13 protein-coding genes are annotated in these 14,094 nt (G+C 70.9%); 9 read left to right on the top strand and 4 right to left on the bottom strand.

What is annotated here, in order from left to right:
- The first annotated feature begins 11 nt into the window (after window positions 1-11).
- From rlmN to K1Y72_RS26800, 6 genes are all read left to right on the top strand, one after another.
- On the top strand, window positions 12-1,181 hold the full coding sequence (gene rlmN, locus K1Y72_RS26825; RefSeq protein ID WP_258573864.1) for a dual-specificity RNA methyltransferase RlmN: 1,170 nt from the start codon (window positions 12-14) through the stop codon (window positions 1,179-1,181).
- A gap of 7 nt (window positions 1,182-1,188) precedes the next feature.
- Window positions 1,189-1,701, top strand: a complete 513-nt coding sequence (locus tag K1Y72_RS26820) for a DivIVA domain-containing protein (RefSeq protein ID WP_220169255.1) — start codon at window positions 1,189-1,191, stop codon at window positions 1,699-1,701.
- 61 nt (window positions 1,702-1,762) lie between these two features.
- Window positions 1,763-2,602, top strand: a complete 840-nt coding sequence (locus K1Y72_RS26815; RefSeq protein ID WP_220169254.1) for a DUF1963 domain-containing protein — start codon at window positions 1,763-1,765, stop codon at window positions 2,600-2,602.
- A 117-nt stretch (window positions 2,603-2,719) separates the two neighbouring features.
- On the top strand, window positions 2,720-4,528 hold the full coding sequence (locus K1Y72_RS26810; RefSeq protein ID WP_308287250.1) for an AfsR/SARP family transcriptional regulator: 1,809 nt from the start codon (window positions 2,720-2,722) through the stop codon (window positions 4,526-4,528).
- A gap of 33 nt (window positions 4,529-4,561) precedes the next feature.
- The gene (locus K1Y72_RS26805; RefSeq protein WP_220169252.1) at window positions 4,562-4,771 is read left to right on the top strand and encodes a cinnamycin family lantibiotic; all 210 of its coding nucleotides are present in this window, start codon (window positions 4,562-4,564) and stop codon (window positions 4,769-4,771) included.
- Window positions 4,772-5,133: 362 nt separating this feature from the next.
- A complete protein-coding gene (locus K1Y72_RS26800) occupies window positions 5,134-8,556 on the top strand; it encodes a class III lanthionine synthetase LanKC N-terminal domain-containing protein (RefSeq protein WP_220169251.1) in 3,423 nt (1,140 codons plus the stop codon).
- Between the two features lie 366 nt (window positions 8,557-8,922).
- Here K1Y72_RS26800 and K1Y72_RS26795 read toward each other — a convergent pair whose 3' ends face one another.
- Window positions 8,923-9,594 (bottom strand): hypothetical protein, encoded by a 672-nt coding sequence (locus tag K1Y72_RS26795; protein WP_220169250.1) that lies wholly within the window; start codon window positions 9,592-9,594, stop codon window positions 8,923-8,925.
- On the bottom strand, window positions 9,591-10,487 hold the full coding sequence (locus tag K1Y72_RS26790) for an ATP-binding cassette domain-containing protein (RefSeq protein WP_220169249.1): 897 nt from the start codon (window positions 10,485-10,487) through the stop codon (window positions 9,591-9,593). Before K1Y72_RS26790 ends, K1Y72_RS26795 begins: the two co-directional genes overlap by 4 nt.
- Before the next feature lie 68 nt (window positions 10,488-10,555).
- Between K1Y72_RS26790 and K1Y72_RS26785 the strand changes: the two genes are divergently transcribed.
- Window positions 10,556-10,978 (top strand): HIT family protein, encoded by a 423-nt coding sequence (locus tag K1Y72_RS26785; RefSeq protein ID WP_220169248.1) that lies wholly within the window; start codon window positions 10,556-10,558, stop codon window positions 10,976-10,978.
- A 285-nt stretch (window positions 10,979-11,263) separates the two neighbouring features.
- Entirely contained in the window at window positions 11,264-11,638 is a 375-nt protein-coding gene (locus K1Y72_RS26780; RefSeq protein WP_220169247.1) for a VOC family protein, read from the top strand.
- 32 nt (window positions 11,639-11,670) lie between these two features.
- Here K1Y72_RS26780 and K1Y72_RS26775 read toward each other — a convergent pair whose 3' ends face one another.
- On the bottom strand, window positions 11,671-11,925 hold the full coding sequence (locus K1Y72_RS26775) for a type II toxin -antitoxin system TacA 1-like antitoxin (RefSeq protein ID WP_220169246.1): 255 nt from the start codon (window positions 11,923-11,925) through the stop codon (window positions 11,671-11,673).
- Between the two features lie 98 nt (window positions 11,926-12,023).
- A complete protein-coding gene (locus K1Y72_RS26770) occupies window positions 12,024-12,512 on the bottom strand; it encodes an Lrp/AsnC family transcriptional regulator (protein ID WP_220169245.1) in 489 nt (162 codons plus the stop codon).
- 126 nt (window positions 12,513-12,638) lie between these two features.
- On the opposite strand from K1Y72_RS26770, the gene K1Y72_RS26765 reads away from it, so the two are divergent.
- The gene (locus tag K1Y72_RS26765; RefSeq protein ID WP_308287247.1) at window positions 12,639-14,072 is read left to right on the top strand and encodes a gamma-aminobutyraldehyde dehydrogenase; all 1,434 of its coding nucleotides are present in this window, start codon (window positions 12,639-12,641) and stop codon (window positions 14,070-14,072) included.
- Window positions 14,073-14,094: the final 22 nt, after the last annotated feature.

Here is a 14,094-nt window from a genome sequence, read left to right as displayed (position 1 = left end):
CTGGAAGGACCATGTCTGCCACCACCGAGCCCACCGCGCCGTCCGCCGCCGTCCCGCCCGCCGAGGCCGCGGCCGGGAAGACCCCGGCCAAGCTGGTCTTCGCGGCCCCGCGCCGCGCCAAGCCGCCGCGGCACCTGGCCGACCTCACGACCGCCGAGCGCCGCGAGGCCGTCGCCGAGCTGGGCGAGAAGCCCTTCCGCGCCGACCAGCTGTCCCGGCACTACTTCTCGCGGCTGGCCGACGACCCCGCGCAGATGACCGACCTGCCGGCCAAGGTCCGCGACCGGCTGGCGGCCGAGCTGCTGCCGTCCCTGCTCACGCCCGTGCGCGAGCTGGACTGCGACGGCGGCACCACGCTGAAGACGGTGTGGAAGGCCTTCGACGGGGTGCTGTTCGAGTCGGTGCTGATGCGCTACCCCGACCGCGCCACCATGTGCGTGTCCTCGCAGGCCGGGTGCGGCATGAACTGCCCGTTCTGCGCGACGGGCCAGGCGGGGCTGACCCGCAACCTGTCCACCGCCGAGATCGTCGAGCAGGTCGCCGCGGGCGCCCGCACCCTCGCCAGGGGCCGCGTCCCCGGCGGTCCCGGCCGCGTCTCCAACATCGTGTTCATGGGGATGGGCGAGCCGCTCGCCAACTACAAGGCGGTGATCGGCGCCGTCCGCCGGATCACCGACCCGGCCCCGGCGGGCCTCGGCATCTCCCAGCGGTCGGTCACCGTGTCGACCGTGGGCCTCGTCCCGGCGATCGAGAAGCTCGCCGCCGAGGACATGTCGGTCCGGCTCGCGCTGTCGCTGCACGCCCCCGACGACGAGCTGCGCGACGAGCTCGTGCCGATCAACAACCGGTGGAAGGTCGCCGAGGTGCTGGACGCCGCCTGGGCCTACGCCGAGCGGAGCGGGCGGCGCGTCTCGATCGAGTACGCGCTGATCAAGGACGTGAACGACCAGTCCTGGCGCGCCGATCTTCTCGGGCGGCTCTTGCGCGGACATCTCGTACACGTCAATCTGATCCCGTTGAACCCGACTCCGGGGTCGAAGTGGACGGCCTCGCGGCCGCAGGACGAGCGCGAGTTCGTCCGCCGCCTGGAGGCGCACGGTGTGCCCGTCACCGTCCGCGACACCCGGGGGAGGGAGATCGACGGCGCCTGCGGCCAGCTGGCCGCCGCCACAAAGGACTAGGAGCGGCATGCCCGCGAAGACGGCGACACGCCTTCCGGTGGCAATGCGCGGCTACGACCGCGCCCAGGTGGACGCGCTGCTGGAGCGCATCTCCGAGGCCCTGAACGGCGGCCCGCCGCTCGACGCCGACGAGGTCCGGGCCAGCCGCTTCAACACCGTGCTCCGCGGCTACGAGCACAAGGCGGTGGATGCGCTGCTCCTCGAGAGCATCCGCGAACTGCAGGCCCGTGCCCCGATCGCCAAGCGTCCGGGGCGGCCGCGGGTGCACACCGGCTGGCTGATCAGCTGGATCCAGAACGCCCGGTTCTCCAGCTCGCGGCTCCGCGAGGGCTACGGCGTGCAGGACGTGGACGCCTTCCTGGACCGCGTGATCGACGGGCTGCGCGGCACCCGGCCACCGGTGACGCCGCGTGACATCCGCGAGTCGGCCTTCGAGGTGGTGCGTTTCGGTCCGGGCTATGACGTGCAGGAGGTCGACCGCTTCCTGGCGCAGCTCGTCGCGGCCCTGGAGCGCCGCTGAAGTTATCCACAGATGCGGAGGGGACTGGCGCGGGCCTGCGCGGCAGGGAACCCTTTGTGACATGGATCACTTCGAGTCGCAGCGTCAGCGTCTGCGTTCCCTGTTCGGCGTCTTCCTCGCACCGGAGGTCTCCGCCGCCCTGTCCCCCCTGATCCGGCCGGCTCTGCGGCTCGACGCGGACGGTCCCGGCCGAGGCGGGCCGGAGGCGGTCCGTCTCGGAGGACGGCCACGGCTACCGGCCGACGCGTCCTGGCCGGACTGGGAAGGCAGACCCCTCGATTACCTCGGCACCGTCGATTTCTCGGCGCTGCAGGGGACCGTCACGGTTCCGGGGCTGCCCTCGAAAGGCACGGCCGCGTTCTACTACGCCACCGGCGCCCCGCGTCCCTGGGGCGGCGACCTCTCCCAGCAGGACGCGTGGCGCGTGTTCACCGGAGATCTGCAGGAGACCGAGGCCCCTGCCGGAACCGTCGCCTTCTGCGACGCCTCGCTGAGCGCGGTCCCCCATCTCTCCCTGCCCGCTCCCGAAGAACCGGCGATCAGAGCGCTGGAGGCCGCCTACTGCGGCTTCCTCAACGTGTACGAGCAGCTGCACGCCGCATGGCAGCAGCACGTCTGGCCGGATCGCGCCCCCATGCACCAGCTCGGCGGCTGGCCCGCCGTCGTCGAGCGGCCCGTTTCCGCCGATTGCGCGGCCGTCGCCGCAGGCCGTGACCTGGACGACAAGCCCCTGTCCGCCGACGAACAGGCGGCGCTCGCCGGCGAAGCATGGGACCTGCTGCTGCAGCTCGACTCCGACCCGCGCCTCGGCTGGTTCTGGGGCGATCCCGGCCGCGTCTACTTCTCGCTCCGGGCAGGAGACCCTCTCGATCAGGCGTGGCTGACCGTCCAGGCCAGATGAATCTCCTGGTGGGGACGGATTTATCTCACGCGCCCGCGTCACTGAGGTGACGTCAAATGGATGGGTCGCGTATCGCGCACGAGATCCGGGGGAATCGTGGAGTTCCGCTTGCTCGGAGTGGTGGAGGCGACCGACGGGACGCGCGCGCTCCCGCTGACGGCCGCCAAGCATCGGGCGTTGCTCGCCGCCTGCCTGCTGGATCCGGGCACCGTGGTCAGCATCGACCGCCTCATCGACGGGCTGTGGGGCGAGCATCCGCCGACCACGGCGGCGGCCCTGGTGCACAGCTACGTGTGCGCGCTGCGGCGCGTCCTCGGCGCGAAGCGCCTCGTGACCCGCTCGCCCGGCTACCTGATGGTCGTGGACACGGCGCAGGTCGACGTGCACTGCTTCACCACGCTGGTCGAGCGGGGACGCGCCGCCGTCGGGCACGGAGATCTGTCCGAGGCGGCGAGCGTCTTCCGCGAGGCGGAACGTCTCTGGCGCGGACCGGCCTTCGGCGGTGTGGGGGAATCGTTCCTGCTCGCCGAAGCCGACCGGCTGAACGAACTGCGCCTGAGCGTGCAAGAGGAACGCATCGCCATCGAACTGCAGACCGGGCGCGGCGACGACCTGATCCCCGAGCTCGCCGGCCTGGTGGCCGCGCACCCGCTCAACGAGAGGCTGCGCGGCCACCTCATGACGGCCTTGTCGGACGCGGGCCGACAGGCCGACGCGCTGGAGGTGTACCAGGAGGGACGGCGTGTCCTCGCCGAGGAACTCGGGATCGATCCGGGCGGGGACCTTCAGCGCCTGCACGCGGAGATCCTCGCCGGTGAACCGGCCGCCCCCGTCCGCCTGACGACCGTGCCCGCCGAGCTCCCCCCGGTGCCCGGCGACTTCGTGGGACGGGCGAGGGAGCTGGCAACGCTGCGCAGCGCTCTGCTGGACGGCATCGAGTCCGTGCGGCTCTGCGTCGTCTCGGGCATGCCCGGATGCGGCAAGACGACCCTGGCCGTGGCCGCCGGCCAGAGCGTGCGGAACTCCTTCCCTGATGGACAGCTTTTCGTGGACCTGCGCGGGTCAGACGCGCAGCGGCCCCCCGATCCATCGCGCACGCTGCGCCGGCTGCTGAGGGCTCTCGGCGTCTCCGACGCGGCCGTTCCCGAGTCGCTGGAGGCGCGAGCGGCGCTCTTCCGCAGTGTCCTGACCGGACGGCGCCTGTTGCTGGTCCTGGACGACGCCGCAGGCGAATGGCAGGTGCGCTCCCTGCTGCCCGGAACGGCGGGCAGCACCGTCCTGATCACCAGCAGGTACGCCCTCGCCGGTCTGGAGGGGACCATCCGCTTCGCTCCCGGTCCGCTGCCTCTCCAGAGCGGCACGGAACTCCTGGCCGAGACGGCCGGACGCGACCGTGTCACCGCCGACCCCGCCGCAGCGGCGCGGATCGTCGAGCTGTGCGGCGGCCTGCCCTTGGCATTGCGCGTGATCGGCGCACGGCTCGGCATGCATCCCAGCTGGCCTTTGCCGGCGATGGTGCGGCGTCTGAGCTGCGAGGAGCGGCGCCTCGACGAACTGACGGCCGGTGATCTCGCGGTCCGCTCCAGCCTTGAGACCGGCTACCGCCGCTTGAACAGAGCCGAGCGCCGGGCCTTCCGCGCTCTCGGCGGCTTGGCGGGCCCCTTCTGTCCGAGCTCGCTCGCCGCGCGTCTCGGCGTCGCCGAGGACGTCGCGGAAGAACTCGCCGAGCGTCTCGCAGAGGCGCACCTCGTCGAGGCCACGGTGGACGGCCGGGGCCGCCCCGGCTACCACTGCCACGACCTCCTGCGTATCTATGCCCGTGAGCGTGCGGACCTGGAGGGCGATCCGGTCGAACACGCCATGAACCGCTTCGCTCTCCCGCCTCCCGGACACGCTGCAGGAATACTGCAGACACGGCCGCTCTAATGGAACTCCAAGAGCCCCCCATCAGGAGGATCCATGAGCTCCCTTCTCCTCGAACCCCGCGACGCGGGCACGGTCGACATGACCGAGGCCGACGGCGTGCTGTTCGACGCGTCCACGGCTCCGGGCCGGCACGGCGAGCAGGCATGCGTCAGCACCTGCGTCTCGGGCTTCACCATCCGCTGCGATGGCGGCACCTTCAGCCAGACCTGCGTCACGGGCGCCACTCTGCGGTGCGACGGCTAGCCCCGCCGAACGCCTAGCTCCCATCACGCTCCGTCACCGGCGCCGGCAGGCCGAAACCGGAACGGCCGAAAGGAGAATCCAGCCGGACAGCCGCCCGATGCCCTTCGCGGCAGTGCGCTCGGTGCCTTCCTGGACCGGTGCCTTCACAGGCGGCGCTCCGGCCACCACCCGGCCATCCCGCCTGACCTTCGTCGGTGACGGAGCTCCGCAGAAGAACCGGAGTTCCGCAGGAAGGAGGACCCCCACAGCGAGACACCCGCGAGGCCTGGTCGGTGTCGTGCAAGTCCGCTGGGGCCTGTCAGGCCCCTGAAGTCCGCAAGACCTGACCATCCGCGACATCCATCCATCAGAGGGAGGCGAGGATGACCTCGGTAGACGTCGGCGAGCGGCTCGCCGAACTCGCATCACGCGACCTGCGGCTCCACCACGGTGATCTGTGGATCGATGTGCACGACCGCCGGGTCCCGATGGCCGACCAGGGCTGGAAACTGCACATCGCGGCCCGTCCGGCCACGCTCGGCCGGACACTCGACCGGGCCCTCCCCGTTCTGCTGGAGCACGCGCCCAACTTCAAGGTCGTGCGCAGCGTGGAACACCTGCGCGAGCTCAACTCGCCCAACAACTCCAGCGGATCGATCGGCAAGGCCATCACCGTCTATCCCGACCAGAGCGTCGTCGCCGCGATCGGGGCCACCCTGGCCGATGCCCTCAGGGGCTTGGCGGCCCCGGTCATCATCAGTGACCGCAGGGTCGTTTCCGACGCCCCCGTCTACTACCGCTACGGGCCGTTCCGCCCGCAGTATCGAAGGACCGACAACGGAGACTACGAGCTGGTGGTCATCGGGCCGGAGGGAGAGGTCTTCCCGGGGACGGCGGGCTTCGTCTTCCAATGCCCCGCCTGGGCCACCGATCCCTTCACCGCCCGTTCCTCGGGCGACCTCATCGCATGCCACTCGACCCCAGCGGCCAACACCCCTCCGCCGGCGACCTCCGGCGCGGCCGAACAGCAAGCGGGCGGTCAGCGCTCTGATTCCGAGCCCGCAAGATCAGGGCGGCCATTCCCCGGAGAGCCGGGTTCAGGATCGGCGGATTCTGGATCGCTGCCTTCCGGATATCGGTGTCCCGAGTCGGCAGGCTCGAAGCTGCTCCTCTCCGGCGCATCGGATTCCGGCGTTTCGGCAAGGCGCACGCCCGACACAACCACCCATGGCGCATCCGCCCGGACACGGGATGCGGCAATGGGCGCCATGTCCCAGGCGCCGGTTGGGGCCGACGCCAAGGCGGTGTTGCGAACCGAAAGGGGAAGAGCGACAGGGACCGTGGCGGGCTCTCGACCAGGGCCGCTGCTCGGCGGCCGGTACAGGGTCGATGAAGGGATCTCCCGGTCCGCTCGGGGCAGCGTCTATCGGGCCACCGATCTGCGCACCGGGCGCGAAGTCGTGATCAAGCAGGCACGGGCGTACATCGGCGAGGACGAGGAAGGGAGGGACGTCCGCGCTCATCTGCGCAACGAACTGCGGATCCTTCATGTCATGAACGGCGCGCCGGGCTTCCCGCAGGCCGTGGACCACTTCCGCCACGGTGAGGACGAGTACCTCGTGGTCACCAGTGCGGGCGGTCGTGACCTTCGGCAGGACGTGGTCGACCACGGGCGCTATGGCATCGGAGAGCCGCGCGACTTCGGCGCTCTGGCGCGGCGGCTCGCGGCCTTGCTGGACGTCCTGCACGGGCGGGGCGTCGTGCATCGAGACCTGGCTCCGAAGAACGTTGCGATCGACACCGCAGGGCGCTGCCTGCTGATCGATTTCGACATCAGCAGCCACGCCGGCAGCCAGCCGTTCGGATGGACGCCCGGTTACTCGCCGCCCGAACAGCGCCGGGACGCGCCGGCGACGCCGGCGGACGACCACTATGCGCTCGGCGCGACCCTCTTCTACGCGGTGACGGGCATCGAACCGATACGCATGCACGACGAGCAGGAGCGGAACGCCCGCGCGACGCTGATGACCCTGGGTGCGACGCCCGCCCTCGACGACCGCGCCGCGGACATCATTCCGAAGCTTCTGAGCGAAGACGTCGCCGACCGAGCGGCAGCGATGGAAAGCCTCCGGCGGCCCCCCGGCGCGAAGGGGATCGTTTCTCTGGCCGGATCCAGTTGCAACCCTGGAAACAGAGCTGTTCCGGGACGCGAAATCGGACACGAAACCGGAGCCGGAACGAGACCGGGGACAGGCACGGGAACCAGGGACAGGGCCGCGGGCCGGACCTGGGAAGGAGAGGACGACGCACGAAAGGGGGAGAGGAAAGCGCGGGCCGGAAACGTCGGCGTGTGGCGTTCGCCTTCGAAGGCATCAAGGTCAAAGGCGTTGGGGCAGGTGGCAGGAGACAGCGGAGGGCTGCCTTCGCTGCCAAAGGTGCCGGACCTGCACGGCATGGTCGAGCACGTGCTCGACCAGGTCATTGCGCAGGCGCGCGAGACACTTGACGGGATCGGCGAGAGACCCGTGCCGATCAACGCGCACATCGGAACCGCCGGCATCGGGCTCGAACTGCTTCACCATGCGGCCGTGCCTGATGCCCGGAAGCTCGCGACGGAACTGGCCGAGCGCACGGCTCGTGAGACCCGGCGCGGGGACCTGGGACACGGCCTGCTCTTCGGGGGCGCCGGCGCGCTCGTGTTCCTGGCGGCTGCCGATCATGTGCTCGATCAGGGAAGAGGCCGGGCGCAGGACGGGCGGTCAGAGCACCGGTGGGCGCGGGACAGGCGGTCAGGGAACGAGCAGGTAGGGCCGGGGGCCGGGACGGTTCCAGCTGTAGGGGCAAGTGCAGCAGAACAGGGGGAAAGCGGAAGCGAGACCGGGAGCGGGAGACGAGAGGGGAGCGGTCGAGGAGCACGCGCGGAGGGCACCCCTCAGGTACTCGGCGGGCAGTGGGGGACAGTGCCGCAGTTGCCGCGTGCATGTCCTGGGGAGCGGGACGATCTCGCGCAGGGCGTGGCGGGGACGGGCATGGGGAACTTGATGCTCGCCGTCTTGCGGGAACGGCAGGGCCGCCGGGCGTGCACTGAGGAGCTGGTGCGCGCTGAGGAGTGCGCGGAGGTTCTGTCCGTGGGGCACGAGCTGCGAACAGCGGACGAATTGCCTGCCCCGCTGCCGGGATCCGGGGTGCGCGCCGACCTGGGGATGGCGCACGGGCAGGCAGGTATCGCTGTCTTCACGGTGACGTGCGCCCGGATGGGGATCGCCGAACCGTCGGAGGCTGAACGGCGGGTAGCGGTGCTGCTGGCCGAAGTGCCAGGGCTGATCGCTGCGTCGGAGGGGGCGGCGGCGAAGCCGATGGCCGGGTCCTGGTGTCAGGGGCTGGCAGGGATCGGGGCGGCCATGCTGGCGGCCTGGCGATGGCTGGATGACGACCGCTACCTGGAGGCGGCTTGCGCGGCGGGACGTGCCGCCCTGCGGGTGGCGCCCACCATGGCCGTGCTCAGCCAGTGCTGCGGAATGGCCGGCGTAGGCGAACTGATGATCGACCTTGGACTGGCGACGCGTTCACAGGAATACCTCGACGGCGCCCACCAGGTCTTGGCGCTGATGCTCGCCAGGTGCGGGGGCACGGTCGAGCGACCCGTGTTCCCTGACCATTCGCTGGCCGCTGCAGCCGGCCAATGGGGTGTCGGCAGCGCGGGCACGCTCACTTTTCTCCGCCGCCTCCGGGACGAGGGCGGTCACAGACCGTGGACCATCGACTGGCGCCCACCGCCTTCCGCAGAGGAGGAGGCGAAGAGGTGAGCGCATAGAGGGGTGGACCTGGCGGAATGGAGGGGCGGAACTGAAGGAGATGAGTGCCTTGAACGGCTCGTGATGCGCGCTGGCCAATGACTGAGCCTTCATTTTCTCCGTCTGCGTGGCTGAGCGAAGGGAAGGCGGGACAGGCTCGGCGGGGCTCGGCGGGGCGGGGCTCGGCGGGGCGGGGCTCGGCGGGGCGGGGCTCCCTGTCGCCTCGTCGGCGGGGCTGGACGGGGCGGGCGGCCGGAGAGCTCAACGGGAGGGCGGTCAGCGGGGCTCGCCAGCCGGGAAGGGGCGGCGATCAGTGGGGTTCGCGGGGCGGGAGGGGCCGGTGGTCAGGGGAGTCCGCAGAGCAGGAGGGGCCGGTGGTCAGCGGGGGCGGCGGGTTTTCAGGTGGTAGGCGGCTGCTACGGGGATGGTCCAGAGGACCAGGTGGAGTGCCAGGCCTGGAAAGGCGTCGCGGAAGGTTGAGGGCCCCCGGTGAGCGGCGGAGTCCCAGGTGATGACGGGGAGGGAGAGCCAGGCGGCGGGTGTCAGGTCCAGGACCAGACCGACGATCAGGAGGGCCAGGAGCGTCAGTGCCGAGATCGAGGGAGAGGGGATGACGGCGCGGCTCGTCCAGGCACCGAGGAGGGTGGCGGAGGCACAGGCCAGGACGGTAAGGGCCAGGACGAGGAGGAGGGCGCTCGGGGGCAGAGCCAGGGTCAGGGCGTGTGACAGCGGGAGCGCGAAGAGGACTGCTCCCAGGACCAGGTTGACCAGGTAGGCGGCCAGCAGGCCGGCCTCGGAGTGGCGGCGGACGGCGAGGGAGGACAGCGCTTCCTGGACGGGCGGCTGGGTGTTCAGGAGGGAGCGGGAGGTCCAGGCCCAGAGGGGGACCAGGAACGCCACCGTGTCGCCGAGGGCGGCGAAGGCCAGCGTGGACGACGAAGGAGGCTGGGCCAGGACGAGCGTGGTCAGGGCGAGAACGGCGATGAGGGGGTACAGGACGCGCAGCGATCGCAGGTAGCCCTCGATCTGGAAGCGGACCAGCGCGATCACGAGCGGGTCACCCGATGTCCCTCCTCGCGCAGGCGGGACGTCAGGGCATCGGCTTCGTCGGTGCGGACGCGGACGTGCAGGGTGGTCCAGGTCGGGCCGTCCAGCGGGTGCAGGGCGCCCTCCTGGAGTTGGAGGCGACGGGCCGAGGTCTGGCTGAGGGCGCCTTGATGGTCGCTGACGAGGATGGTCGTGCCGTCCGCCGCCCATGACTCCAGCAGCTCGGGCAACGCGTCGCGGGTCTCGGCGTCCAGGCCGGCGAAGGGTTCGTCGAGGACGAGCAGGTCCGGGGAGGGGAGCAAGGCTTGGGCGAGACCGACCTTCTGGGCGCTGCCCTTGGACAGCTCGGACAGCCGGGTGTCGAGGAGGTGCTCGAACCGTAGCTGGGACGCCCAATGCTCGATTGCGGCGGTGGCGCTGATGGCGCGGGATGCGGTGGAGCTGGATGCGGTGGAGCTGGATTCAGTGGCGCGGGATGCAGGGGCACGGAATGCCATCGCATCGGATGCAGCGGCAGTGGGGGCGGTGGCGCCGGATGCGCTGGCAGTGGGGGTGGTGAAGGAGGTGTCTGTGGGGGTGAGGTTGCCTGGGGCGGGAGCAGCGGTGCCGGTGAGGGGTCTTGTCATGGCGGCCATGTGGTGGAGATAGGCGCGGACGGTGAAGGGCTGATGGGTCGGGAAGCGCTCCGGTGCGTAACCGACCCGGGGTGGCCGGCCCGTGATGGTGCCCGAGCGGGGGCGGTGGAGTCCTGCGGCGAGGCGGAGGAGAGTGGACTTGCCGGTGCCGTTCCGCCCGGTGATCTCGACGATCTCGCCAGGGGCCAGGTCCAGGACGAGGTCGCGCAGGATCCAGGACGATCCGCGGCGGTAACGGTAGGAGACCCGGTCCAGGCACATGGATGGACGCACAAGCGACGCAGCGTAGCGGCTGGCCCGTAAGGGCCGCGTTAGCGAGAATCCCCCTCATGGGATGCGTCTTCTGCGAGATCATCAACGGCGAGCGGCCCGCTCACATGGTGTTCGAGGCCGCCGACGCGGTCGGTTTCCTCGACACCCGGCCGCTCTTCAAGGGACACACGCTGGTCGTGCCGCGCGCCCACCACGAGACGCTCCTCGACCTCCCCGAGGGGGATGTGGGGCCGTTCTTCCAGCACGTCCGAGCGGTCGCCGGGGCGGTCGAGCGCGGTCTCGGTGCGGCGGGCTCGTTCATCGCGGAGAACAACCGGATCAGCCAGAGCGTGCCGCACCTGCATGTGCACGTCGTACCGCGCAACCCCAAGGACGGCCTGCGCGGTTTCTTCTGGCCACGGCACAAGTACGACTCGGACGAGGAAGCCGCCGGATACGCCGATCGTCTCGCGAAAGCGCTCGGAGAGGGCGCGTCGTAGAGGCAGGAGGCAGGAGGCAGGAGGAAGGGCAGGGGTTGAGGCGGTCGATAGGGGCGAGGATCAGAGCGGGTCGGGAGGAGGGCAGGGGTCGGGAGCTCTGGAGGGGGCGGGGCTGAGCAGGGGCCAGGAAGAGCAGGGGCGGATGCCGGAAGGCAAGGAAGGGAGCGAAGCCGGAAGGGTTGGAAGGACGGGGGCAGGGGTGGGGGTCTAGAGGGGGCCGGGAGTGGCTGGAGGGCTGCGGCTGGCGGGGGTCTGGTGGGGGGCCTGGGTGTTTAGGGTTGCTGCATGGCTTGTCGTATTTCTGAGCTGGTGCTCGACTGCCGGGATCCGGAGCGGCTGGCGGCGTTCTGGTGCGAGGTGCTGGGGTACGTCGTGCTGGACGTCGACGACGACGGTTCGGTGGAGATCGGGCCGCCGGAGGGGTTCGGCGGGTCGCAGCCGGCTCTGGTCCTGAGCCCTACCGACGACCCCAAGGCGGGCAAGCTGCCGCTGCACATCGACGTCAGCCCGACCGACCGCGATCAGGACGCCGAGCTGGCCCGCCTGCTGGCGGCCGGGGCGCGGCCGGCGGACGTCGGGCAGACCGGTGAGGAGAGCTGGCACGTGCTGAGCGATCCCGAGGGCAACGAGTTCTGCCTTCTGCGGACCCGTTTGGGCTGAACCACCGGCAGGCGCGCGCGGGGTGGGGCGGTTCAGTCGACGGGGAGGACGAAGGCGAGGAACGGTTCCGTCGTGGTGTGGGTGTGCGGCGGGGCGTCCTGGCTGGCGTGCTCGTGGATGTCGCGTTCGGCGCGGTCGAGGGCCGCGCAGAGGACGTACTGGGGGACCGTCCAGCCGACCAGGGCGGCGGCCCTGCGGAGGACGAGGTCCTGCTCGTCGGTCACGGGGAGGGCGAGGGGCTCATCGGGGCGGGGGGCGGGAAGATCCTGGCGGGCCGACTCGGGCATGTCGGTCTCCCTCCTGGCAGCACCTCAAATTATGCCCGCCGGAGGGGGGACGGCATCCCCAATAAGAAGGAGAATGCGGGCGCCACCGCCCGTGCCCGTCAGCGCGTGCCCCACGAGTAGGTCTGCTTGCGCAGCTTCAGGTAGACGAAGCTCTCGGTGGAGAGCACCCCGGGCACCGAGCGGATGCGGCCGAGGAGTTCCAGGAGCCGCTCGTCGGACTCGCAGACGAGTTCCACCAGGATGTCGTAGGAGCCGGCGGTGATGACCACGTAGTCGATCTCGTCGACGGCGGCGAGCTCGCCGGCGACCTCCTCCAGGTCGCCCTGCGCCTTGACGCCGATCATCATCTGCCGGGAGAAGCCGAGCATCAGCGGGTCGGTGACGCCGACGATCTGCATGACGCCGGTGTCGAGGAGCTTCTGCACGCGCTGGCGGACGGCGGCCTCCGACAGGCCGACGGCCTTGCCGATGGCGGCGTAGGAGCGGCGGCCGTCCTGCTGGAGCTGCTCGATGATCTGCTTGGCGGTCTCGTCGAGCTGGACCGGGCGGCGCTCGCTCATCGGTAGGGGGTCTCCTTGCTGCGGCATCTGCCCTGATAGAGGCACGTGTCAAGGGAATCAGTCGTGAAACTGGATCGTAACAACGGAATCCCTTGTCTTCGGCCTGCCCCTCTGTCAAAGTCGTGGCCAAGCGGACAAATGGGAGGATCGACCGTGAGCAGGACCAGGCTGAGCAACTTTATCGGCGGTGCCTACACCGGCGCCAAAGACGGCCGGACCCTGGAGGTGGTCGACCCGAGCACCGGGGAGGTGTACGGCGAGTCGCCGCTGTCGGGCGCCGAGGACGTGGACGCGGCCTTCCGCGCCGCCGCCGAGGCGTTCCCCGGCTGGCGCGACGCCACCCCGAAGGACCGCAGCCTCGCCCTGCTCCGCATCGCCGACGCCGTCGAGGCCCGCGCCGACGAGCTGGTGGCCGTGGAGTCCCGCGACACCGGCAAGCCCCTCCGGCTGACGCTGGAGGAGGAGATCCCGCCGATGGTGGACAACCTGCGGTTCTTCGCGGGCGCCGGGCGGATCCTGGAGGGCAAGGCCACCGCGGAGTACATGGCCGACCACACCTCCTCGATCCGGCGCGAGCCGATCGGGGTGTGCGCGCAGGTCACGCCGTGGAACTACCCGATGATGATGGCGGTCTGGAAGTTCGGGCCGGCGCTCGCGGCGGGCAACACCGTCGTGCTGAAGCCGTCCGACACCACCCCCGCCAGCACCCTGCTGCTCGCCGAGATCGCCGCCGAGTTCCTCCCGCCCGGCGTGTTCAACGTGGTGTGCGGCGACCGCGACACCGGCCGCGCGCTGGTGGAGCACCCGACGCCGCAGATGGTGTCGATCACCGGCAGCGTGCGGGCCGGCATGGAGGTCGCCGCGAGCGCCGCCCGCGACCTCAAGCGGGTGCACCTGGAGCTCGGCGGCAAGGCGCCGGTCATCGTCTTCGACGACGCCGACATCGCCGCGGCCGCCGAGGGGATCGCCGGCGCCGGCTACTTCAACGCCGGCCAGGACTGCACGGCCGCGACCCGCGTGCTGGTCGCCGACCGCCTTGCCGACGACTTCACCGCCGCGCTCGCCGAGGCCGCGAAGGCGACCGTCACCGGCCCGCCGAGCCAGGAGGGCGCCGACTTCGGCCCCGTCAACAGCGCCGGGCAGCTCGCGCGCGTGCAGGGCTTCCTCGACCGCGCCCCGGACCACGCCGAGGTCCTCGCGGGCGGCGAGCGCGTCGGCGACCGCGGCTACTTCTTCGCGCCGACCGTCGTCGGCGGGCTGCGCCAGGACGACGAGCTGGTCCAGGACGAGGTGTTCGGGCCGGTCATCACCGTGCAGCGGTTCACCGCCGAGGAGCAGGCGCTGGAGTGGGCCAACGGCGTCAAGTACGGCCTGTCCGCCAGCGTGTGGACCAAGGACCACGGGCGCGCGATGCGGATGACGCGGGCGCTGGACTTCGGCGCCGTCTGGGTCAACACCCACATCCCGTTCGTGTCCGAGATGCCGCACGGCGGCTTCAAGCACTCCGGCTACGGCAAGGACCTGTCGATGTACGGAGTCGAGGACTACACGCGCGTCAAGCACGTCATGCACTACATCGGCGCCTGACCCCCGGCGCCGCACTCCTCGG

The sequence above is a fragment of the Actinomadura parmotrematis genome, assembly GCF_019458805.1.
Lineage (GTDB): Bacteria > Actinomycetota > Actinomycetes > Streptosporangiales > Streptosporangiaceae > Spirillospora > Spirillospora parmotrematis.
Note: the sequence above shows the minus strand (reverse complement) of the source record. Positions and strands in the feature narration are given on the sequence as shown.

Bases quoted from the DNA above. Each gene is read 5' to 3' on its own strand.
- K1Y72_RS26805 (WP_220169252.1), top strand. From the start codon at position 4,562: ATGAGCTCCCTTCTCCTCGAACCCCGCGACGCGGGCACGGTCGACATG.
- K1Y72_RS26785 (WP_220169248.1), top strand. From the start codon at position 10,556: ATGGGATGCGTCTTCTGCGAGATCATCAACGGCGAGCGGCCCGCTCAC.
- K1Y72_RS26780 (WP_220169247.1), top strand. From the start codon at position 11,264: ATGGCTTGTCGTATTTCTGAGCTGGTGCTCGACTGCCGGGATCCGGAG.
- K1Y72_RS26770 (WP_220169245.1), bottom strand. From the start codon at position 12,512: ATGCCGCAGCAAGGAGACCCCCTACCGATGAGCGAGCGCCGCCCGGTC.
- K1Y72_RS26820 (WP_220169255.1), top strand. From the start codon at position 1,189: ATGCCCGCGAAGACGGCGACACGCCTTCCGGTGGCAATGCGCGGCTAC.
- K1Y72_RS26800 (WP_220169251.1), top strand. From the start codon at position 5,134: ATGACCTCGGTAGACGTCGGCGAGCGGCTCGCCGAACTCGCATCACGC.
- K1Y72_RS26815 (WP_220169254.1), top strand. From the start codon at position 1,763: ATGGATCACTTCGAGTCGCAGCGTCAGCGTCTGCGTTCCCTGTTCGGC.
- K1Y72_RS26775 (WP_220169246.1), bottom strand. From the start codon at position 11,925: ATGCCCGAGTCGGCCCGCCAGGATCTTCCCGCCCCCCGCCCCGATGAG.
- K1Y72_RS26790 (WP_220169249.1), bottom strand. From the start codon at position 10,487: ATGTGCCTGGACCGGGTCTCCTACCGTTACCGCCGCGGATCGTCCTGG.
- rlmN (WP_258573864.1), top strand. From the start codon at position 12: ATGTCTGCCACCACCGAGCCCACCGCGCCGTCCGCCGCCGTCCCGCCC.